The organism is Cytobacillus sp. Bva_UNVM-123 (assembly GCF_046351715.2).
Taxonomy (GTDB): Bacteria; Bacillota; Bacilli; order Bacillales; family Cytobacillaceae; genus Cytobacillus.
In genome coordinates, this window is the sequence record NZ_CM177772.1 from 4,824,635 (window position 1) to 4,845,779 (window position 21,145).

19 protein-coding genes are annotated in these 21,145 nt (G+C 38.6%); 4 read left to right on the top strand and 15 right to left on the bottom strand.

The features are described 5' to 3' along the window. Window positions 1-140: 140 nt before the first annotated feature. The 5 genes from KDN24_RS24560 to KDN24_RS24580 all read right to left on the bottom strand — a co-directional run bounded on the left by KDN24_RS24560 (window position 141) and on the right by KDN24_RS24580 (window position 6,241). Window positions 141-1,523, bottom strand: a complete 1,383-nt coding sequence (locus KDN24_RS24560; protein ID WP_409973215.1) for a S41 family peptidase — start codon at window positions 1,521-1,523, stop codon at window positions 141-143. Between the two features lie 277 nt (window positions 1,524-1,800). Then, window positions 1,801-2,553: a hypothetical protein gene (locus KDN24_RS24565; protein WP_491348212.1), complete on the bottom strand. Its 753-nt coding sequence runs from the start codon at window positions 2,551-2,553 to the stop codon at window positions 1,801-1,803. A gap of 231 nt (window positions 2,554-2,784) precedes the next feature. Then, window positions 2,785-3,903, bottom strand: coding sequence for a DNA-processing protein DprA (locus tag KDN24_RS24570; RefSeq protein WP_409973213.1), 1,119 nt, complete (start codon window positions 3,901-3,903; stop codon window positions 2,785-2,787). Window positions 3,904-4,068: 165 nt separating this feature from the next. Beyond that, entirely contained in the window at window positions 4,069-5,595 is a 1,527-nt protein-coding gene (locus KDN24_RS24575; protein WP_409973212.1) for a YifB family Mg chelatase-like AAA ATPase, read from the bottom strand. Window positions 5,596-5,671: 76 nt separating this feature from the next. Beyond that, a complete protein-coding gene (locus KDN24_RS24580; protein WP_409973211.1) occupies window positions 5,672-6,241 on the bottom strand; it encodes a transposase in 570 nt (189 codons plus the stop codon). Between the two features lie 450 nt (window positions 6,242-6,691). Here KDN24_RS24580 and KDN24_RS24585 point away from each other — a divergent pair, with 450 nt between their 5' ends. Beyond that, window positions 6,692-7,888 (top strand): C40 family peptidase, encoded by a 1,197-nt coding sequence (locus KDN24_RS24585; protein WP_409973210.1) that lies wholly within the window; start codon window positions 6,692-6,694, stop codon window positions 7,886-7,888. A 281-nt stretch (window positions 7,889-8,169) separates the two neighbouring features. Here KDN24_RS24585 and KDN24_RS24590 read toward each other — a convergent pair whose 3' ends face one another. After that, complete coding sequence (locus KDN24_RS24590) at window positions 8,170-9,450, bottom strand: type II restriction enzyme (protein WP_409973209.1); 1,281 nt, start codon at window positions 9,448-9,450, stop codon at window positions 8,170-8,172. Beyond that, window positions 9,434-10,285: a DNA adenine methylase gene (locus KDN24_RS24595; protein ID WP_491348213.1), complete on the bottom strand. Its 852-nt coding sequence runs from the start codon at window positions 10,283-10,285 to the stop codon at window positions 9,434-9,436. Before KDN24_RS24595 ends, KDN24_RS24590 begins: the two co-directional genes overlap by 17 nt. Window positions 10,286-10,898: 613 nt before the next feature. Between KDN24_RS24595 and KDN24_RS24600 the strand changes: the two genes are divergently transcribed. Both KDN24_RS24600 and KDN24_RS24605 read left to right on the top strand, forming a co-directional pair. Next, window positions 10,899-12,512, top strand: a complete 1,614-nt coding sequence (locus KDN24_RS24600; RefSeq protein ID WP_409973207.1) for an SWIM zinc finger family protein — start codon at window positions 10,899-10,901, stop codon at window positions 12,510-12,512. Continuing rightward, entirely contained in the window at window positions 12,505-15,327 is a 2,823-nt protein-coding gene (locus KDN24_RS24605) for a DEAD/DEAH box helicase (RefSeq protein WP_409973206.1), read from the top strand. Before KDN24_RS24600 ends, KDN24_RS24605 begins: the two co-directional genes overlap by 8 nt. A gap of 229 nt (window positions 15,328-15,556) precedes the next feature. Here the strand turns inward: KDN24_RS24605 and KDN24_RS24610 are convergent, their stop codons facing one another. From KDN24_RS24610 to KDN24_RS24620, 3 genes are all read right to left on the bottom strand, one after another. Next, complete coding sequence (locus KDN24_RS24610; protein WP_409973205.1) at window positions 15,557-15,973, bottom strand: hypothetical protein; 417 nt, start codon at window positions 15,971-15,973, stop codon at window positions 15,557-15,559. A 376-nt stretch (window positions 15,974-16,349) separates the two neighbouring features. Further along, window positions 16,350-16,544, bottom strand: coding sequence for a hypothetical protein (locus KDN24_RS24615; RefSeq protein ID WP_409973204.1), 195 nt, complete (start codon window positions 16,542-16,544; stop codon window positions 16,350-16,352). Next, a complete protein-coding gene (locus KDN24_RS24620; protein ID WP_409973203.1) occupies window positions 16,537-16,905 on the bottom strand; it encodes a single-stranded DNA-binding protein in 369 nt (122 codons plus the stop codon). The genes KDN24_RS24615 and KDN24_RS24620 overlap by 8 nt, the downstream gene beginning before the upstream one ends. Window positions 16,906-17,182: 277 nt before the next feature. Here KDN24_RS24620 and KDN24_RS24625 point away from each other — a divergent pair, with 277 nt between their 5' ends. After that, window positions 17,183-17,617 carry a YwpF family protein gene (locus tag KDN24_RS24625; RefSeq protein WP_409973202.1) on the top strand — a complete coding sequence of 145 codons (435 nt, stop codon included), beginning with the start codon at window positions 17,183-17,185 and terminating at the stop codon, window positions 17,615-17,617. 121 nt (window positions 17,618-17,738) lie between these two features. On the opposite strand, the gene KDN24_RS24630 is transcribed toward KDN24_RS24625, so the two are convergent. From KDN24_RS24630 to KDN24_RS24650, 5 genes are all read right to left on the bottom strand, one after another. Continuing rightward, window positions 17,739-17,987, bottom strand: coding sequence for a hypothetical protein (locus KDN24_RS24630; RefSeq protein ID WP_409973201.1), 249 nt, complete (start codon window positions 17,985-17,987; stop codon window positions 17,739-17,741). Window positions 17,988-18,154: 167 nt separating this feature from the next. Continuing rightward, complete coding sequence (gene fabZ / locus KDN24_RS24635; protein ID WP_409973200.1) at window positions 18,155-18,577, bottom strand: 3-hydroxyacyl-ACP dehydratase FabZ; 423 nt, start codon at window positions 18,575-18,577, stop codon at window positions 18,155-18,157. Between the two features lie 241 nt (window positions 18,578-18,818). Continuing rightward, window positions 18,819-19,094 (bottom strand): DNA-directed RNA polymerase subunit beta, encoded by a 276-nt coding sequence (locus KDN24_RS24640; RefSeq protein ID WP_409973199.1) that lies wholly within the window; start codon window positions 19,092-19,094, stop codon window positions 18,819-18,821. Between the two features lie 15 nt (window positions 19,095-19,109). Continuing rightward, window positions 19,110-19,952 (bottom strand): flagellar hook-basal body protein, encoded by an 843-nt coding sequence (locus KDN24_RS24645; protein WP_409973198.1) that lies wholly within the window; start codon window positions 19,950-19,952, stop codon window positions 19,110-19,112. Window positions 19,953-20,025: 73 nt separating this feature from the next. After that, window positions 20,026-20,847 (bottom strand): flagellar hook-basal body protein, encoded by an 822-nt coding sequence (locus KDN24_RS24650; RefSeq protein WP_491348214.1) that lies wholly within the window; start codon window positions 20,845-20,847, stop codon window positions 20,026-20,028. Window positions 20,848-21,145: the final 298 nt, after the last annotated feature.

Below are 21,145 nucleotides of genomic sequence, written 5' to 3' on the forward strand. Positions count from 1 at the left end.
TCAGTATCCGGAAAGCGGGATGCTGGCTTTTTTTGTTGATTAAGAAAAGCGTAAAGTTCGCTAGGCGCTGGAATTAGATACTCAAAAATTTATTTCTTATATTAAAAAAAACTTGGATTTCCTCCAAGTTTCTTTTTTATTTATTTAACTGTCACCTCAAGGTAAATACCATTTTGCATATGTTTCGCATCTTTACTCATCCATTTCGGATGGATAAGGAGTATGTATTTGCCTTTTGATTGCAGATTTTCTTTTGGCTTAATGGTCATTTTGCGAATGTCTTCGCCCTTCACATCAACTGCGACTTCTTTTCCACCTAATTGAATAAGCTGTACATCCTGTGGACTCAGCGCTGCCCAATCCATGTCCATGCTCATTTCAACCGTAAACGTTTTTGTCACTGGAACATCCTTGAGAGTTGGAAGCTTTTGATAACCATTGAACTTCGCGATTAGTTGGTCGCGGTGAGATGTTGTTACCTCTTCACCTTTCGCTGTTTCAATATTCGGCTTGACGCCTACCTCGTGAACCGGAACTCCCTTTGGTGAAAAGAAATGAGCGGTTGTTAATTTCAGTAAGCTGCTGTCGCTTAATGGAAATAATGTCTGCATCGACCCTTTTCCGAAGGATGTTTGCCCGTATAAAGTAGCGCCCTTCTGCTCTTTTACCGAAACTGCTACCATTTCGGAAGCACTTGCACTATACTCATTAATTAAAATATGAGTTGGATTTGTGAATTTCACTTTTTGCGGAATGGCGGCGTAAATTTCGGGACGTTCTGTTTTATATCTTAGCTGGAAAGCGTCTTTCACGTTCGGGAATAACCCCGCAATTTCTTGAGCTGAGGTTACGTAGCCCCCTCCATTATTCCGTAAGTCGAATATCCACCCTTTTGCACTTGATAATTTTCCAATGGCACTTATCATTTCTTTCGTCGCATCATGGGAGAAGCTGTTTAAGCGAATATATCCAATCTCTCCGCCAAGCATTTGGTACTCAACATTTGGTATCTTAATATGCTCTCTTGTTATGGTTTTCGTAACATTTTGATTTGTTTCGCCTGAAATATAAGTTAATGTTACCGATGTATTGGCATCGCCACTAATAAGGGATACTGCTTTTTGGACGGATTGCCCGACAAGGCTAACACCGTTAGCAGTGACGATAATATCGCCTGCCTTCATCCCTGCCCGCTCAGCTGGACCACCTGGAATAACAGAAATAATTTTAATCCCCTTCACATCTTCATCGAGGACAATCCCAACGCCATATAGCTTTTGTTCAATTCCGTTCGTGAACTGAGCAAATTCTTTTGGTGTCATATAAACAGAATAGGGATCAAGATGTTTCGTAATATCTTTTGCTGTTCGCTGTGACAAAACAGAAGCAGGAACATCTCCTATGTAATGTTTCTTGATTAAATCGCGAATCTCCTCAATTGGTTCAGCAGCCGAAACAGCCGTCACATTCGACAAAAGCAATAAAACTAACAAAAAACTAAAAATCCTTTTCACATTAAACATGGGGATAAGGCCTCCTATTGATGTGTTTCTTTGCCGTTTTATAGTGCCATTTCATAGTGCCAGGCACCATCGGTGGACACTTTTGGTGGATTTGTCTTTCTGTGGTGCCTGGCACCGGTCGTGGACACTTATGATGTTTTTGTACGCGTGTAGTGGACAGTTGTGTGAAATATAGTTAGATAATTCTATTTTAGTATATTTATAGGGGAGTTGACAGAGTTTTTTAGGGTTTATCAATTAAGCTGAATAATGTGTCATAGGGCAAAAGAAAAAGCCCCTATGTTTCTGTGTATTTCAAAAGAACCGGAGCTAAGTAGTCGACCATTGGGGATTTTTCATTTTTGATAAAGGTTTGAATCGCTTCTTTTTCTAAAGGAAGAAATAAAAGATCTGCGAATTCTGGCCTTTCACCCCTTTCTATTAGTTGTTGATTATGGGATAGAAACAAAGTGTGTAGTCCTTGTACGGTGTAATCAACCGTTATTTCATAAATGACTGCCCAAAAATCATGTGATCCTTTATGCTTAATAAATTTTGGATGAAAGGAAATGACGGACGAAGAGTAGATATCCAATCCCATTTCTTCCTTGATTTCCGTGGAGATGTTTTTTTCTAAAGTGAATTTTTCACCATCGAAATCGGATTCTTCTAGTCCCCCGCCAGTAAATTGCAAGCGATCTGGGGTTGAGGTTAATGGATTCATTCGCCCAATTACAATATGTTGATCATTCGTAATGACTGCTGCACATGTGTAGAGCACTTGGCATGGATAGGCACAATCGGCATGCCGTAGTGTATATAAATAGTGTTTGTAGTCAGTTTTTGTAACGGTTATAACTAATTTCTCTGGTGTGTGCTCAATTTCTGTAATTGCAAAAGAATCGCCATTGTGTAAAGTTGGGTTATTTTTTATCTGCTCCTCCCAATAAAGATTATGCTGATTACGAATTTCTGTTGGTAAAATAACAGGCTTATTGCTCATTTTAACTATTATATGATTTGGAGCATTTTCTAACACAATTGGCTTCATAGAAATCTACCTTTCTTCTTCGTACGTTTATTCATCTTGTTCTTCATAAATTTGAAGAACCCCTTCCTCATTCACTTTATCAAAAAGCCGATTATAGCTAAAAATACACTACTATAATTTATTCAACTTGATTTGGTTAATTTCCTTTAATTCGTTCATTCCACGAGTACAAAAGGTCAAAAAAGTCCCCGAGCGGTGCCTGGCACCGCTCGTGAACACCGCCCGTAGACTTTATATTTTACTTACAATATCCCCTCTAATAATAATCTGTTTTTCTAATTCTAGATTAAATAGATAGTCCATTAGTTCAGTTTTGGTCAGGTTTAGGTGTGTGAAAAGCTGGTGAATAGTTTTGGGATTTTCGGAAAGTCTTTGTAAAATCGCAGTTTCAATTGTTGTAAATTTCTGAGCTTGAGATGAAATAGGTGTTAACAACGGGACAGCATTTATAGAAAATGATTTACTTGCAACTCTGTCATTGCTTTTCATTTTTTCTTTTACAGATTGAAGGCTTTCGACTCCTAGGTAAGGCGGTATTCCTTGGGATAGCAGTCGATTTGTTCCTACCCCTTCTTGAGCATCAATCCGATTTGGAACAGCATATACAGATTTATTATTTTTGACAGCAAAGTCAGCCGTTGTTAGTGCCCCGCTCTGTTCCCCTGCTTCCACAATGACAAGCTCTGTGGACCAAGCACTTATTAGGGCATTTCTTGCGATAAAGTATTTTGGCATAGGTGGGGTTCCAGGTGGATATTGCGAGATAAATGCACCGCCACATTCAAGGATTTGATGATAAAGCTGGTTTTGTTCATTCGGGTAACAGACATCTGGGCCACAACCGAGAAATGAGATTGTGTAGCCTCCATTTCTAATGCAGGCAGCTTGTGAGTAGCTGTCAATTCCTTTGGCAAAACCACTAATGACGGGGATTTTTAACGAAGCAAGATCATGTCCTAATTGTTCAGCGATCTTTTTCCCGTATGACGAGCACCTCCTAGCACCGATTACTCCAACAGTTGTTTTAAATGGTTGTAGTTCCCCACGATAATACAGCACAATAGGAGATTCTTTACTTTCCTTCGCAAAATTTGGATAGCGACCGCTATTAAATGGAAGTAGTGTAACTCCAATAGTATCTAAACGAGTCTGGATAACTTCTGCTTCTTTTAAAGAACGGCTTTTAATGAGTGAATGAATGGCGTTTTTCGTTATTTTCGGCACTTCTAAAAGCTCATCCTCTTTCGCTTCATAAACTGCCTCTGGGGATTGAAAATGGGTGATTAGTTCTTTTTGTAAAACTGGTCCAACATATTTCACTCTACTTAGCCAAATCCAATAAGTGTCCATATTTACCTCCTTAACTACTCGAATATAATTTTTCCGCCTACGTCTACGTCATAAGAGTCGAATACTTTCATCATAAATTAAATTTCCCCCTATAAATCTGTCCACTCCACATGGACAAATAGGCTGTAAATGTCCATGGATGGTGCCAGGCACCTAACCTGGCACCTAACCTAAAAAGATAGAGTCCTTCTCTATATCTCTACACAGAAGACTTTTTTTCAAGTGATAAGTTTCAATTTGTTCCTTTCCTTCTAAATCTGCTACTGTTCGAGCCACTTTAATAAACTTATGCAGGGAGCGACCACTATATTGAAAGCGATGATAGGCTTGCTGGAGTAATTCATTACTTTCGCTATTAAGATGGCAAAATTTTTTTATTAAAGACGGGGTTAGCTGGGCATTACAATTAATTTCCGAAAAACCGCTGTATCTTTTCTGCTGAATTATTCGTGCTTGTTCAACTTGTTCACGGATCACAGCAGAACTAATACCTTCATCTTCTTTATTGAAAAAATCGACTATGCCAACATATTTTTGGATGTCTATTCGATCCATAATTGGTCCAGATAGCTTGTGCCGGTATTTCATAATTTCATAATCTGTACATCTACATTTCGGTTGTCCGTAATACCCACATGGACAAGGGTTCATCGCTCCGACAAGCATAAAATGGGCTGGATATGTATTGGCCCCCCATACTCTTGATATCGTTACTGTGTGATCCTCAAGAGGCTGTCTCATTGCCTCTAGTGCTTTTCTACTAAATTCAGCCATTTCATCTAAAAATAACACACCATGATGAGCTAGGGAGATTTCACCTGGAGATGCAAAAGTACCGCCGCCAATAAGGGAGTTGATCGAGGCGTTATGGTGAGGTGATCTAAATGGGCGTTCAGTCATAAGACTACCCTTATTTTTTAAAAGATTGGCGACACTATATATTTTCATCACTTCGAGTGATTCGTCTTCTGTCATTTTCGGAAGAATGGTGGGAATTCTTTTGGCAATCATTGATTTTCCACATCCTGGTGGACCAACCATTAGAAAGTTATGCCCACCTGCGGCAGCAATACTAATGTATTCAACGAGGGAATGAAGACCCTTCACATCTTTGAAATCGACGGTATGGGGGTTTTTTTCAAGAGTTGGTGCAATTTTTATCGGACTGATCCTATTTATTTGTTTCCCTTCAATAACATCAATGGCATCTTTCAATGTTTCACAGCCAATAATCTTAATTCCTTTTACAAGCTCAGCCTCTTGAACATTTTCCTTCGCCATGATTAGCGTAGATATTCCAAGCTCTTTCGCTTTAATAACCATTGGGAGAAGGCCTGAAATAGGGCGAATGAAGGAGTTGAGAGAAAGTTCTCCGATTAATCCAATTTGCTTAGAGTACCTTGGGGTGATTTGTTTTGTTTTCATTAAAAGACCGATTGCCATTGCTAAGTCAAAGTGTGTACCAGTCTTTTTCATGTCTGATGGAGCGAGATTAAAGACGATTTTTTGAGGTGGGAATTGGTAATGTGCGTTTTTAATCGCTGCTTCTAAACGTTCTTTTGCTTCCCTTACCGCTTTATCACCTAATCCTACTATTAGTACAGATGGCAGCCCGATAAGTGTGTCCGTTTCTACTTCGACAAGATGGCCTTGGATGCCGGTTAGTGTAAAGCTATAAACAGTTGAAGCCATTTTGACACTCCTTTTTTTAAAATTTTTGAAAGGTAAGATTAAAACATTAAGAAGGATGACATCCCCCGCTCCTTTTTCACAAGCCTTCCCTTTTCACAATTTCAGGGTCATAAAAGCCCGAATTTACATATTTCTCGTATTCTTTTCGTTGTGGGATAGGAAAGTAGGATAGGATTTGTTCAGTCGTAATAAGGGGATTTTTTTCTTGGAGAATGTAAGATCGATAGCTACTCCAGCGATAGTCTTCTAATTTCGTGACCATGTTCGCTTCAAGAGGGTTTAAATGGATATATTTACTTACATCGAGTTCATATGCCGCACTGTCAATCCACTGGGCATCATAACGATTTTCGAAAACATGGCCTGTAAATTCATAGCGCTTATTGAAATATTTTGCGTATTTGTTGTGAAGATGCTGCATGATTACGCCAGTAGGGGTTGTTATTGTTTCAAGCTGGAGATGAATGTGGTTTGTCATTAAACAATATGTGTGTAAGAAAAAGGGATGGCGACGTTTTGTTTCTGCTAGTAAATCAAGGTAATGCTCTCGATCTGCGTCATCGTGAAAGAGAGCAGATCTTCTAATACCTCTACTTGTTATATGATATTTCGCACCGAGAAACCATTCACGGCGTTTTCGAGCCAAATCGATCACTCCTATACTAATTTTTCGAGAAAGATAGAAATGTTTGAGAGAATTTAAGTGGTAGGAAATTGGACTAGTGAGGTAAAGCTAATTATCTTGTGTTTCTAACGATTTGAGGAATTTTCATAAGAATGTGGTAGAATGAGGAGGTTTCAGATGTACTAAATGAATTTTATCCACCTTTAAGTCCGCGCCCTTTTATCCATTATACATAAATTAGTTAATAATTCCTATAAAAATAGGAAAATATCATTATAATCCAGAAAAAGCACCGACATAAGCAGTAATAAAAAGTAAATTAATCCTAATTTGTACGCCTGATAAGTACACAATGGTAATAAATGTCCACGAGTGGTGCCTGGCACCCAGAATGTGGTCTATGATTTTTGGAGGAGGTATGGTAGAATCATGGCATAAATATAGTGTTTTTTTAGGAGGGAAGAATGAAAAATGAAGAAAAAAGTCGCAACTTTAGCTACAGCTGCTATTCTGTCAACTTCCATTTCTACTAGTGCTTTCGCCTCTAATTATACGGTGCAAAAAGGTGACACACTATCAAGCATTGCCAAAAGATATCAAGTTTCTATTAATGAGATAAAATCTTATAATAACTTAAAATCGGATGCTCTGTTTATTAACCAGCAGCTTAAATTGACAGCTTCTTCCTCCACAGCTAAGAAGAATACTACGTCACCGCCCGCTCCTGCTAAACAAGTTACTCATACATATTCGGTCGTAAAAGGTGATAGCCTGATTAAAATAGCTAACAAGCATGGCATTACTCTTGCTGAGCTGAAGGTTTGGAATAACTTAACGAAAGACATGATTTACGTTGGACAAACATTAATTGTTTCGGGTAAAAACGCAACTACTCCAAAGCAAGAAGCAAATGGAACGGCAACGAAGCCTACACAAAATGGCACACCTACAAAGCCCGCTCCATCTACCCAAATGCCTCCGCCAACAACTGATGTGAAGCCTTCTCAAAGTGTTTCTTCAACTAACAATGGTGAATACATTGTAAAAAGCGGCGATAGTTTATCAAAAATAGCAGCACAGCTAGGGTTAACAGTAGATCTCTTAAAAAGCTTAAACCAATTAAGCTCTGATTTAATTTTTGTTGGACAAAAATTAAACATTGGGGACAAGACAAAAGATCCACAAATGAATGGTACAGAGCAAAACTCTAGTAGTGTACAGAAGCCTGGAAATGATCAGAAAACAGAAACAGAACAAACACTTAACTCTCAATTAGAGAATCTCGTTAACGAAATTTTGCAAAACGTGGATAATTCTCTAATTCACGAAGCATTACGGCTTGTAGGTACGCCTTATAAATTCGGTGGCTCAACAACAGAGGCTTTTGATTGTAGTGGCTTTATTCATTATGTTTTTAGTAAAACAGGGAAATCCATCAATCGCCTTTCATCTGAAGGGTATTACGCACGAGCCTATTATATCGATACTCCACAGCCTGGGGATTTAGTTTTCTTTCAGAATACATACAAGCCTGGAATTTCACATATGGGCATTTACGTTGGAAATAATAAGTTTATTCACGCTAGTGAGTCTAACGGTGTGGAAATTACAGACTTAAGCAACGCATACTATCAAAAGCATTTTGACGGGTTTAAAAGGTTTTATTAATAGTAAAGGATGCCCTAGTAATTTTAGGGCATCCTATTATTTTCTGCATTAAGTGGTGATTGATCAAATCTATCAAGTATTTAAGCCTATTAGAATACCCTAATGTATGGTAAACACTTAACTTCAATCACTTAAAATATTTATCCTCAAGCGATGCCTAAATTAAATTACTAACCTTCTCCATCAATCGATTGATGGAAATTGTTTACACCGCTCTAACACTCATCTTTTTGCTTTTTTCCTCTGTCATTCCTCTAGCAGAGCATTGCTTGGCCACATCTTTAATACGTCTCTGGCAAGGAGATTATCCAATTAATCCAATTCATGACAGTGGAAGCCCGTCTATTATACGTACTGTCAGAATTGATATTATACAAACTGCACCTCTTCATTATTTCGACTACGTTCTCCTTCATTGGCGCTTTGCCAGTTCGGAAATGTTCAGCGAGAACGAGCTTGAATGGCTCATGAGCAAGAATGAGACTAGCAAGCCGCAAATATTTATCTTTCGTTTTGAGCTTCATCGTTTCTCTTCCTATTTCCGTAAGAGCGAACATAACTTGTTTAAACTCGTCCGTATAGCGTTCAATTAAGCCTAAATACATGCCTGCAGTTGTATAATAGTTTGTTTGACGTTCATCAAAATCATAGTTTAGCGTAATAGTCGTCTTGCTTAAGTCATTTTCCACTAGCAACCCGAGTAAATCAACAATTCTTTGGAATGAGTCTGCCTGTGGAAATGGAATGGCTGGCTCCGGCTTTATGTGAACAGTTTGGAAAATTCTTTGAAGATCATCACGTTTTATTTTCTCATGAGAAATAATATAATCCCGTTGTTCGATAAGCTTTATAGAATCGTATCGATAAAGATTCGTAAACTCATAAATAAAAAAGCTAAATATATCATTCGAATAGGTGAAAAAGACAGGCTTCACCTGTTTAGGCGTTTGTTCCTTCCATAAACGATAAGGATAATAAATTTGTCTCGCGAGGAAATCATCGACTTTCGAATTTTTTGCTTCTACTAACATGAATTGATTTTGGCTTTCATAACCACCATCAATTTCAACTTGTGAGTTTTTAATTTTCACATTATGGTCAGTCCCGCTCCTCATGCGAATGTGGAAATCAAATTCCTTTGAAGACATTCTGCCAGAGATGGTCTGGAAGGATGGCTCTCCAAGCACATCCTCCATCATGCCGGTAACATGAGCACAGTGCAGTGCAGAGCTTTCAGAATAAAGGTTTGATGGATCGATCGTTGTTAAATAACTTGGAAAATCAACATGAATCGGTTTTAATTTTTCATTATACGTAACTTTCTCATATACATTGAATTCGCCAATAATATAACTTGAACGTGAGTTAGGAAGGATGGATAGACCATGATCCTTGAAGAGCTTTGGCAGATTGCTATAATGGTCAAACTTCGCCATTAATCTTGGCTCACGTTCCTTCTTTATATCTTTTGCTAAAATTTCATAAAAGCCATTTTTGCGGATTTCATTCAAAATGTGATGGCGATGAAACAATGTTTCCCATGCTTTATCTGTTTGGCTCATAATTCATCACCAGCACTTCATCAATCTTCCCTCTTCCAGAAGCTTTTGCATTGATGTGTCGACTTGCTGAAACGATTTCGATATGATAATCCTCGTACAATTCTTTAATAAAATCAGTCGCTGAGTTACTTAAAAGCACATTGCAGCCGCGCCTATCTAGTTCTACAAATAGATTTTTTAAGCGCTGCTGATCTTCTCTGTTAAAGCCATCTAAACTGTAGCTCGTAAAGGAGGATGTGGAGGAAACTGGATCATATGGAGGATCCAAGTAAATAAAGTCTCCCTCTTTCGCTCCTTCTACGACTTTTTCAAAATCCGTGTTCAAGATTTGAACATCATTCGTGCTAAGGTAGCTATGTACAGCTCTTATGACATGCTCATTTACGATTTGGGGGTTTTTATATTTTCCAAATGGGACATTAAATTGTCCTTTGCTGTTTACGCGAAAAAGCCCGTTGAAACAAGTTTTATTTAAATAAATAATTCTTGAGGCCCGCTCGATTGGTGAAAGCTCCATATATGCTGGCGTTCGATCTAGATTACGAATTTCGTAAAAATATTCTTGATCATTTTCGTGTTTTTTCAAGTCCTCAATTAGCTCATCCGCATTGCTTTTAATAACTTGATATACATTTACAAGTTCAATATTAATATCATTAATAACCGCTTTCTCTGGTTGAATATCAAATAATACAGCACCCGCCCCAATGAATGGCTCATAGTACGTATTTATTTTTGTAGGGATATATTTACGAATTTCCGGAAGGAGCTGCCTCTTTCCCCCAGCCCACTTCAAGAACGGTTGTACTTGCGTTATTTCAACTGTCTTTTTCAAAATAGTTCCTCTCCTCATACGGTAACACGAACATAAAGCGAACCTTCAATCAGAGGGGGTTTTCGACGCACAGGATGTGCTAATGCAGATGCTGCGACGGGACGTCGCGTATTTAGTCTGCCCTCATCCCCTTCTGATTGTTAGTTGAGCTAATCGGGTATTTACGGGCTTTTGAGTCCCCCTCTTAGAAACTTGTTTTCCTCAATATCTTGTGGTAGGGGTCTTACAGCCCGTTAATCTGCGATAAATTCTAATTTCTATCTTAACATTTTCACTAACACAATGAAATTAGCAAAATTGGGTATGAGTCGAATGATTCAATCTCGAAGATCCACTTTGTCATATCTTCAACTCCTTCAATCTATGCTCCCCTCTTCAACCACCTCTCAGTAAATGTTATAATAAAGGAATGGATATTTTAGGGAGACTGGGACTGACTAAATAGAAGAAGAAAATTGGGAATAGTGTGGGGAGCAGGATAAGGGAAATGTCGACACATGAGCGGTGCCAGGCACCGCTCGTGGACAGATCATACCATTTTGTCCTTTTGTGGTGCCTGGCACCACAAAAAGATGGCACTACAAAAGTGGCACCACAAAAGAAGGAGGTTTAGATGATGATTCCGGAACGGTTTGTTGAGCCTTTACAGTTTGCGGCGAAAGAGTTGATGGGGCAGCTAAGGCCATATAATGAAGAGGATGAGCGGCTTGTTCAGAAGGGGCTTTTGCTGTTTCGACAAAGGCTCGTTTACCAGCTTCGTTTTGAAAGTGATAAAATTAGTGCTACCGTACAAGATGTAACACCAGCGAAGGTTGTGCTTGACCTAGATTTTATCCATTTAAGTGAATGCTCATGCCCAGTCGAGGGCTTTTGCCGTCACAAGCTTGCCGTCTTCTTCCAGCTGCTATCTCACGCAAGAAGTGTCTCGACATGGGTAGAGGAATGGAGACAGCCATTAAAAGAGAAAAAAACCGCGAAACAATTAGGCTTGCAGACAGCGAAGGATTTATTAAGAACACAAGGTCGTCTAAAGCCTGACTATGATACATGGATTGCTGCATTTAATGAAAGCTTCGACACCATACTAGAAGGACAAGGTGAACCGAAGCCATATATTATGACAGAGCTTTATCAGGTGTATGAGCGACGCTGGAAAGCAGGTGCTCCTTTCGAGCAGGAATGGAAGCTTCTTTACTCGCTTATTGGCTATGTCTTTTCTTTTCAAAAGCTAATGAAGCTAAGTGTAAAGCTTGACCATCCTAGTGAAATGATTAACCGTTATTATATTCATCTTTTTCATGACACGACAGACGAGATTGCTCATCTCATTGATAAGCTGTCCATCCATTCCCTCCCATTTGCTTTTGATGAATTTATTGAAAAATTAAAGCAAGATTCAACTGCTCTTGTAACAGTGAATTTTCCTTTTGAATATGAACGGACTTATTTATACCGGTTATTATGGACAAAATTTTTCAAAAAGAAGGCTTGGTACGAGGAAGAAATCCGTAAATTGCAAGCATATAAAGAGACAAATCTTCCTATCATTGTAGGGATTATTCACCTTCATATCCTTGCCAAAGAAGATGAAACAGCCTTAGAGGTTTTAGCGAAGACAGATAAGTCGATGACTCCCTATATGCTTTATTGGATCGAGCAATTTACTCATCAGAAGGATTGGCAGCGGATGGGGCCATTCATAGAAACATACATCAATCGATTGAATGAATATCTTCTTACATCGAAAAACTTTTATGAAAAAACAAATTATACGAAGCTCGCTATTAAAGCCATTGCACCGTATTGTGAGCAAACAGAGAAAGCCGATTTATACGAAAAAGCACTCATTGAAACATTGCCCTACTGTTTTAGTGAATATGAATCCTTTCTGTTTGAACGTAAAGCATTTACGAAATGGCTCGATTTACATGGCTACACAAACATGGGCATTGTGACAATTCCGAAGGAACGTCTTAAAATTCTTGAAAAAGAAGAGCCTGCCTGCCTTCTACCACTGTATCATCATGCTGTACAAGATCATATAGCACGAAAAGGCAGAGACAATTACCGGGATGCCGTTCGAAAAATGAAAAAGCTTCGCACCTTATATAAGAAATTGAAACGTCAAGATGAATGGGAATTTTTCCTCGAAACATTGCTAGAAAAAACGAAAAGGCTCCGCGCCTTTCAGGAAGAATGCCAAAGGGGTAAGCTAATCGATGCTTAAAACGAGAGGTTTAAAAATACTTATTCAACAAATAGATGCTGACCAATATCATGTTACTGCTCAAAATGATGATGATCGTCTTATCCATACAGATGACTGGGTAAGGGTTCTTTTTAACCATCATGAAGAAAGCTTTTATGGGACGATATTCGCTTTGAAGCCTACAAATGACGGAGCATATCTACCAATTAACAGCTGGGAGCTCGTAACACTTTTTGCAAAAGAGCAGTTCAATCAATTAATTGAATGGGATTGGGATGAAATGGCCCAAATCATTTTGGCGTCCTCCCTTCCCATCTATGAGGCAATCATCGAAAAAGAATGGCTCCCTGATTTTGCGGCATGGGAAAATGATCAATTCCGTTGGGCGCTGCCTGATCGAGTTTTAACCGAATTTAGCCCCGATTTTTGGGAGCAAATGATAACGGACAAATCTGTGAAGACCTTTGTCGAGGATTTATTCCACTATGCGTTGGACGGTCATTTAAATCGCAACAACAAGCTGAAAGAAGCTTTTGGGGATAAACTGAAGAAACTGCGGAATGATGAGCTTTCCCCACGCGACTTAGCTGCCTATTTTGATGAAGCAAGCTTTCAAGAATGGATTGGCCTTAAGGAAAATGACATCCCTTTTACGATTGGACTTAAGCTGGAGGAACCTGCGGATATTGATGGCACCTGGGATCTAAGCATTTTTCTCCGTGGAAAAAAACAGCCTGATTTACTCGTCGATCAGCATGATGAGGCAAATTATCCACGAGGTTGGAAAAAGTATGTTGATGCCATTGAAATTGAGCAGCAACGATGGCTGAACGTCTTTCCATGGCTTGCTGGGAAAAAAGGGATTGCAAGTCAGCTTACAGAGGATGAAGCATGGACGTTTTTAACAGAGGCGAGTGAAACTTTGCTTTCGCTTGGCATTGAAATTTTGCTGCCATCATGGTGGCTCGCTATGAAAAATGCCAGCCTTAAAGTAAAAGCACGAGTAAAAGGCCAATCACAAAGCCATCGTCCCTCCTTCGTTGGTTTGCAGGCAATGCTCGATTATGACTGGCGTATTTCGATGAATGGTGTTGAATTATCCGAAGAAGAGTTCCGCGGGATGGTTGAGGAAAAAAGACGGCTTGTCTATATTCGTGGCCGTTGGATTAAGCTTGACCCTCATTTCGTTCGGCAAATTCAAGATTTAATGAAAAAAGCAGAAAAAGAAGGCTTGCATGTTCGCGATTTAATTGAACAAGAACTATTGGCGGAAGAGCAGGACCAAGAGGATGAGCTAGATAATCCGAAGGCATTTGCCCGCATCCAGATTGAGTTAAACCGCCAGTGGAAGCAAATGATGAAGCAGCTTAGAGATATTAAAGATATACCGCTTGAGGAAGCACCTGCAAATTTCCATGGTGAGCTTCGTCCTTATCAAAAGCAAGGCATGAGCTGGATGCTCTTTTTACGAAAGTATGGATTTGGAGCTTGCTTGGCAGATGACATGGGGCTTGGAAAAACGATTCAGCTCTTAACATATCTTTTAAAAGTGAAGGAGCAGGAAAAAAACAGCGGACCAGCACTTATTATTTGCCCAACATCGGTTTTAGGGAACTGGCAAAAGGAAATGGAGCGGTTTGCACCTGATTTGAGTGTATATTTACATTATGGAACGAATCGTCTTAAAGGTGACGTGTTTGTCGAAAAGGTTGCTGTGACTGATGTTGTTCTCACTTCTTACGGTTTGACACATTTAGACGTGGACGATTTCGAAAAAATCACTTGGGGTTCAATTAGTATTGATGAGGCGCAAAATATTAAAAATGCCCAAACAAAGCAGTCCAAAGCTGTGCGGAAATTAAAGGGTAAGCAACATATTGCCTTGACAGGTACACCAATGGAAAATCGGTTATCTGAGCTTTGGTCGATTTTTGATTTTACGAATCATGGTTATCTGGGCAGTATGGGGCAATTCCAAAAGCGCTTCGTCCTTCCAATTGAAAAAGATAATGATAAGGATAAAATTGGGCAGCTTCAAGCGTTTATTCGCCCCTTCCTGCTCCGTCGGACAAAGCAGGATGAAGAGGTTGCACTCAATCTGCCTGATAAACTGGAGCAAAAAGAATACTGTCCACTGACCGTTGAGCAAGCAACTTTGTATGAACAGTTAATTCAAGACACCTTTGCGGAAATTGATAAATTATCTGCCTTCGAACGGAGAGGTTTAGTTCTGCAAATGCTTGGTCGACTAAAGCAGCTATGCAATCACCCCGCTCTTTATTTGAAGGAAGAGAAGCCATTGCATGCGATGGAGCGCTCAACAAAGCTTGAGAAGCTGAATGAGCTAGTTGAAACGATTCTTGAACAGGAAGAAAGCTGTTTAATTTTTACCCAGTACATTGAAATGGGGAATATCATTCGCAAGATGATGAAGAAGAAATTCGACCTTGATGTTCCATTTTTGAATGGTAGTGTGCCAAAGCAGGAACGCGATCGAATGATTGAGAAGTTCCAGAATCACCAATTTCCGATTTTTTTATTATCGTTGAAAGCAGGCGGAACTGGCTTAAACTTAACGGCTGCCAACCATGTCATTCATTATGATCGTTGGTGGAACCCTGCCGTTGAAAACCAAGCAACCGACCGGGCTTACCGTATTGGGCAAAAACGCTTCGTTCATGTTCATAAATTAATCTGTACAGGCACACTCGAAGAAAAAATCGATGCCATGCTTGAAAAAAAGCAATCACTAAATGACCAAATCATTCAAAGCGATAGCTGGATAACCGAACTATCCACAGACGAACTGCGCGAACTCGTCCACCTATCTTGATTGATGGTGTTATTGATTGGTGTCAGGCACCACTCGTGGACACTTTTAATGGTTTTGTCCTTTTGTGGTGCCTGGCACCGCTCGTGGACATTTCCGTTAGTTTGTCCTTCTGAGGAGGACACCTTAAGTATTTGGTTTACATCCCAAATTACAATTAGTAGAAAAGCAAAAGAGCAATCGAAGATTCCAGCGATTGCTCTTTTGCTTTTTGATGACAGGGGATTTTCGTTTACCAATCTTCAATTCTTTTTATTTCAAGAATATTAATCAGTTGGTTTTTAATTTTTTCCATTTCTGGACAGTTTGGATGGTGAGACATGTACATGACTCGATTCCCATCCTTTAATAAAAAGTGAGAAAGAACATGATGGTCTGCTTGATTATTAGCTTCTTTAATATAGATAAAGTCGTTTTTTAAATCGAATCTTAAATAGACAGTCTTTTTCATACTGTTCTCCATGTATTGGAAAATGAATGAAGTATTAGTACCTAGAGGAATTTTAGGATATGGCTTAGTTGTTTGTGACTTTATCAATTGGAGAGCATCGGAAAAGCTCGGCAGCTGATGAATTTTGAGGCGGTTTAATTTCTTCTGTTCTCCGTTAAAATATAATTTCCGTTTGGATTCGCTTCCTTCTTCTTTCATCTACTTTGTTCACTCCCTTACAACACAATATTTGGAATTTAGTTTCCAATTTTTATATTCAACAAAAAAGAGGTAATTCCTCCTAGTTCTTAATACTCAATTAAATAATTACCGTAATATTAATAATTCTGTCAAATTCTGTAATAATAGAAAAATTGTTGCTCGTCCGAATCCTTTCAATACGCTAGTTTCTTATGCAATTTGAAAATCTCTTTTTACTTTAGTACGTTAATTTGTTTAGTCTGTCTAACAGCTAAAAAAACCGACGCAAAAGCGTCGGAAATGGGGGATAAACGAGGATTCCATTGATTTTCTATAATGGGGCTAAATTAGGAAGGGAAAAAAGGATGTGGATTTTTATCGAGCTTAGAGTAGGTTAACTTATTTTCATATTTTTTAATGGAGGATCGATTAAATTATAATCACAAATATTGGATTCCTTAATGATTAACTCTAATTGAGTTATCCGCTTATTCATGTCACAGAGCCGTTCATTAGTCTTTCCAAGCATTTTAATGAGCTCCTCAACAAGGGTTTCTAATCCCTTTTCTTTTTCAAGAGATTTATTCAACAACCATCGCCTCCCTTTCTCCCTCACTTACTTCTACGTGTTTCTTGTGTTCAAGAAATTTTACTGAGTCTGCTAACACTTCCGTCACATACACCCGTTTTCCCTCTTGATTGTCATAATGTCTCGTTTGAATTCTCCCTGTTATACCAATTAAGGAACCTTTGCGGCAATACCGGCTCGTATTTTCAGCAGTTTTTTTCCAAAGTGTGCATTGCACAAAGTCGGCATCAATTTCTCCCTGCTGGTTGCGATATTGGCGATTGACGGCAAGTGTCACATTCGTAACAGGCGTGCCTTCTGATGTCCTTTTTAACTCGGGATTCTTCGTCAATCTGCCAACAAGTGTCACTTGGTTTATCATTTTATGAACTCCCTTCTTTTAGATGGTTCTATCATAAAGGCTTTCCCTTCAAAAAGTAAAAAGCCGAAAATGTCATTTTGAAGGGTAAAAGGGAGTGAAAATCCAATTTTCAATAGGAAAATAGACATATTCCACTATAAAATAGCTTTAAAAATGCAATTTTACATGTTTCTACAATATTTTTCGACACGAGCCTTATTTCCAATTACTTCTTTGCATATGTTATACTTTAGTAAGATAAATTTGTAAAAAAGATGCTGAGGACGGGAGGAATAGGATGAAAACATTCAAGCTAGTCTCGTTACAGGTTGTCGAAGAGGATCAATTAGTTAATATTGAGCTTGTAGATGGTTTAATTATTAGTCAGGAAAACGATGAAAGCCTTTGGATGATTGAAGCATATATAAATAAATCTTATTATGATTATTTCCAACAGTTAGCTAATCGTGGGAGAGACTTAATCGTTCAAGTTGTCATTACGAAGAAAGCGAACAGCCCTGCTGCCTTTCAAACAAAAATTGTTACGATTAAACAGTTAGACAGCCATGTCAGCATTCTCCTCCAAGGAAAGATTAAAAAAACGAATAATGATTATGCCGTCATCGTTTTAAAAAAATTGATTGATCAAGATTTAATGGGTGAAGATCTCCTCAATGAATTTGAAAAGATTATGCGGAATAAGCCTGCATTAACTTTAGCTCGGAATGAATAGCATATAAAAAATAGTAGGACAGGTCATGTATACCCTGTCCTTTCTTTATGTGTACTATTTATCCCTTATCAGTGTCTTTCCTATCCAACCTATTCTCAGTCGCCTCTTCGTTCCTCTGTTACTATCTATTGTTTTTTCTGTTCATATCTGTATTAATGTTGTTATCATTTAAATCTGGGGTTCTGTTATCGTTATTTCTATTTAAATCATTGTTTCTGTCCAAATTATTATTATCATTAACACCAGGAGTTTCAACATTGTTATTATTCGTGGCCGGCGGCGGTGGATTTTGATTATTTGTTGCACACCCTGCTAACAGCATTGCAGATAGGACCGAACCCCCAATAATCGTTAACAACTTCTTATTCATGAGACATCTTCCTTTCTTTTGTTTGATTTTTTTGACCTATTTCTAGTTGGTCTCCTGTTATGTTTCCCAAAATTGATAACAACTTGCATAAAAAAAATCGGCATTTAGTTTGCCGATTCGAAATTTTTATAGGTATTAAGAAATTCTATTTAAAATGCTGATCATTTTTACTTTAAAGCGAACATAATCTCGGTTTCACAAACAAGTTCTCCATCAACAGTCGCGATCCCTTTCCCTTTTCCAATTGGTCCTTTAACCCGAATGATTTCAACCTCTAAACGCAATTGGTCACCAGGTATTACTTGTTTCTTGAACCGGCAATTATCAATTCCTGTGAAAAAAGCTAGTCGTCCACGGTTTTCTTCTTTCTTTAACATGGCAACTGCACCGACCTGAGCTAATGCCTCTACAATAAGCACTCCTGGCATAACAGGATAGTCTGGGAAATGGCCGTTAAAAAACTCTTCATTTGCTGTTACATTTTTTAGACCAACTGCTTTCTGTCCCTCTTCAACCTCAATAATCTTATCAATTAATAAAAATGGATAACGATGCGGAATAATCTCCTTAATTTGTTTAATATCCAACATATTAGTACCTCCTCCTAATAATAGGTTATATCTTACTTTCATTGTACAAGAAAAAGCATCTTACGGAAAGTAATTAAGTTTTACAATAAAAAAACAAATTCAAATAAAGACAGTGTCCACTCCATATGAACAAAACAGCAAAATCTGTCCACGAGCGGTGCCTGGCACCGTAAAATGGCACCGCAAAAAGACGCCGCAAAAAAAGAGGAGCATAGAGCCCCTCTTTTTTTTGCGGTTGGATTTAATCTTTTTCAATTAGGTCAATTATATGTGTCCAAGTGGATTTTTGGAAAATATCTTTTGTTTTGCCTCCGCCGATTATTCCGTATCCAACGGCAGCTCCACAAATGACACTAAGGGAAATTAATACAGCAACAATGATAATCCGCAGCCAAATCGGAATGATGCGCACACGAATTCGTTTCCGACGTGCTTTTGCTTCTGCTTGCTTATTGCGTTCTTCTTTTACTTGTTCCCGCGTTTTCGCTGCAGCTTGATGATTGTTGTTTAATGTCATAATTACTTTCCCCTTTTAGCGAATTCCGTTAACGAGACCCATCATTTGATCAGCTATTGAAATAGACCTTGATTGGAATTGATAAGAACGCTGAAGATTCATCAATTCTGTCATCTCTTTAGACATCTCAACATTTGATTGTTCTAAAGCACGTTGCTGCATGGTAATTTGCTCTCGTAACGGACCATTTAGTTCAGTTAAAATTTCATTTTCCGCAACATTTAAGTCAGCAAAATTCTCAGGCAAGCCGAGAAGATTGTCACCTTTCTGCTCAAGAAATTGCGGCTTTTTAACAAGTACAACGCCAAGGTTAAATTCACTCGTTGTACCGTTTTCCATCATGGCAATAAAACGGCCATTCTCCGTCACTTGATATTCTTTCACAGGAACTCTAATCGTAATCGGATTATTATTTTCGTCTAATACAGGATACCCTTTCCCTGTTACAAGCATGACTTCATCTGCAGATAACGGTGTAATATAGAAAGCGCCGTCTCTCGTGTAGCGCACATTTGTACCATTCTCTCCTTGCTCAAGCACACGAAAATATTGACCTTCCCCTGTAAAAGCAAGATCAAGTGGGCGATCCGTCTGTTTAATGCTTCCTTGCGTCATAACGATTTGCGACTGGGCAAGTTTTGCACCTACACCTTGACGTATGCCATTCGGAGTTAAACGATTCACTTCAGCATTTGCATTGCGTTGGTTATTAAATTGTTGAAAAAGCAGATCAGTAAAGCTTGCTTCTCTACGCTTAAAGCCAGTTGTATCAATATTCGCCATATTATGGCTGACAATATCCATTTGCTTCTGCAATTGTGTAAGCGTGTTTGTCGCCGTAATCATTGTTCTGTTCATAGCTCTCATCCTTATTGGAATTTATCTATTTCAATGAGTATATTTTGACTTAAATGAATTTCAACGTCCTAGATTAGCCAATTCGGCCAATTTCATTCGCGGCTTTATCCATGCTGCGGTCATATGCCTGAAGTACCTTTTGATTTGCTTCAAACGCTCGGTATGCCGACAGCATTTCGGTCATCGTTCTTCCCGCATCAACATTTGAACGCTCGATATGGCCTTGCTGCAGTTTAAATAGGGCATTCTCGACGTTATAGGCATTCGCTAAAGCATTTCCATCCTCTGTTCGATAAAGGCCGTCTCCGAGCTTAATTAGGCGGTTTGCATTCTCTGCGAAGCCAATGCCAATTCTCGCAGTTTCCCCACCTTCACCAACCACGACACCATTTTCATCTATTGTGAATTGATCACTTGAAAGCTGAATGCGATTTCCTGTATCACTTAATACGTATAAGCCGCTTGCCGTTGTCAAAAAGCCTTGCCCATCAAGAGAGAAATTCCCATTTCTCGTATACTGTGTATTCCCATTCGTGCCTTCTATCGTATAGAAAACCGAAGCATTTTCGGGCAGTGCAATATCGATTAATGCCACATCTGTATCTAAGCCTGTTTCTTTAATATCCCCTTGCTTGAAAAAAGGCATCGCCTCTTGCATATACACACCTGTGCTAAGAGAACCAATTTGTTTATTAAAAGGTAAATTCAAGCCTTTTTCAGTCGGAATTTTCTGTTTATCAAACCGTTGCAACAGCATTTCTGGAAATGCGCGCAATGAAGTTTGGTCTGCTTTAAATCCTGGTGTATTCACATTGGACATATTATTTGTTAACATTTCCGTTCTTCTTTGTTGAGCGAGCATCCCAGATGCTACTGTGTAAAAACCTCTAAACATGAAATTCACCTCATTGAGTAATCAATTGATATATGTATGAAGGAAATACGCTATTTCTTTTTTCCGGAATGATGATGTATCATCTTATTTTAACACTTACTCTCTATTATAAGAAAAATTAACGAAAGAAACATTATAAATTTAAAGAAAAATGTGCAAAATAACCTTTTTTTACAATATCAATCTTATTTGTTGCATATGAACAGGTCGCAAGTCCTACTTTTAACAGAAATAAGCATGAACTAATTCGATGTGATGATGTTAAAGCTAATAATTGGTCAGGAGTAATTCCCAAAAG

Excerpts from the sequence above, each read along its gene's own strand:
- KDN24_RS24585 (WP_409973210.1), top strand. The coding sequence starts at position 6,692 with ATGAAGAAAAAAGTCGCAACTTTAGCTACAGCTGCTATTCTGTCAACT.
- KDN24_RS24610 (WP_409973205.1), bottom strand. The coding sequence starts at position 15,973 with ATGAAAGAAGAAGGAAGCGAATCCAAACGGAAATTATATTTTAACGGA.
- fabZ (WP_409973200.1), bottom strand. The coding sequence starts at position 18,577 with ATGTTGGATATTAAACAAATTAAGGAGATTATTCCGCATCGTTATCCA.
- KDN24_RS24600 (WP_409973207.1), top strand. The coding sequence starts at position 10,899 with ATGATGATTCCGGAACGGTTTGTTGAGCCTTTACAGTTTGCGGCGAAA.
- KDN24_RS24565 (WP_491348212.1), bottom strand. The coding sequence starts at position 2,553 with ATGAAGCCAATTGTGTTAGAAAATGCTCCAAATCATATAATAGTTAAA.
- KDN24_RS24645 (WP_409973198.1), bottom strand. The coding sequence starts at position 19,952 with ATGAACAGAACAATGATTACGGCGACAAACACGCTTACACAATTGCAG.
- KDN24_RS24620 (WP_409973203.1), bottom strand. The coding sequence starts at position 16,905 with ATGATAAACCAAGTGACACTTGTTGGCAGATTGACGAAGAATCCCGAG.
- KDN24_RS24650 (WP_491348214.1), bottom strand. The coding sequence starts at position 20,847 with ATGTTTAGAGGTTTTTACACAGTAGCATCTGGGATGCTCGCTCAACAA.
- KDN24_RS24560 (WP_409973215.1), bottom strand. The coding sequence starts at position 1,523 with ATGTTTAATGTGAAAAGGATTTTTAGTTTTTTGTTAGTTTTATTGCTT.
- KDN24_RS24575 (WP_409973212.1), bottom strand. The coding sequence starts at position 5,595 with ATGGCTTCAACTGTTTATAGCTTTACACTAACCGGCATCCAAGGCCAT.
- KDN24_RS24630 (WP_409973201.1), bottom strand. The coding sequence starts at position 17,987 with ATGAATAAGAAGTTGTTAACGATTATTGGGGGTTCGGTCCTATCTGCA.
- KDN24_RS24605 (WP_409973206.1), top strand. The coding sequence starts at position 12,505 with ATGCTTAAAACGAGAGGTTTAAAAATACTTATTCAACAAATAGATGCT.
- KDN24_RS24570 (WP_409973213.1), bottom strand. The coding sequence starts at position 3,903 with ATGGACACTTATTGGATTTGGCTAAGTAGAGTGAAATATGTTGGACCA.
- KDN24_RS24625 (WP_409973202.1), top strand. The coding sequence starts at position 17,183 with ATGAAAACATTCAAGCTAGTCTCGTTACAGGTTGTCGAAGAGGATCAA.
- KDN24_RS24640 (WP_409973199.1), bottom strand. The coding sequence starts at position 19,094 with ATGACATTAAACAACAATCATCAAGCTGCAGCGAAAACGCGGGAACAA.
- KDN24_RS24590 (WP_409973209.1), bottom strand. The coding sequence starts at position 9,450 with ATGAGCCAAACAGATAAAGCATGGGAAACATTGTTTCATCGCCATCAC.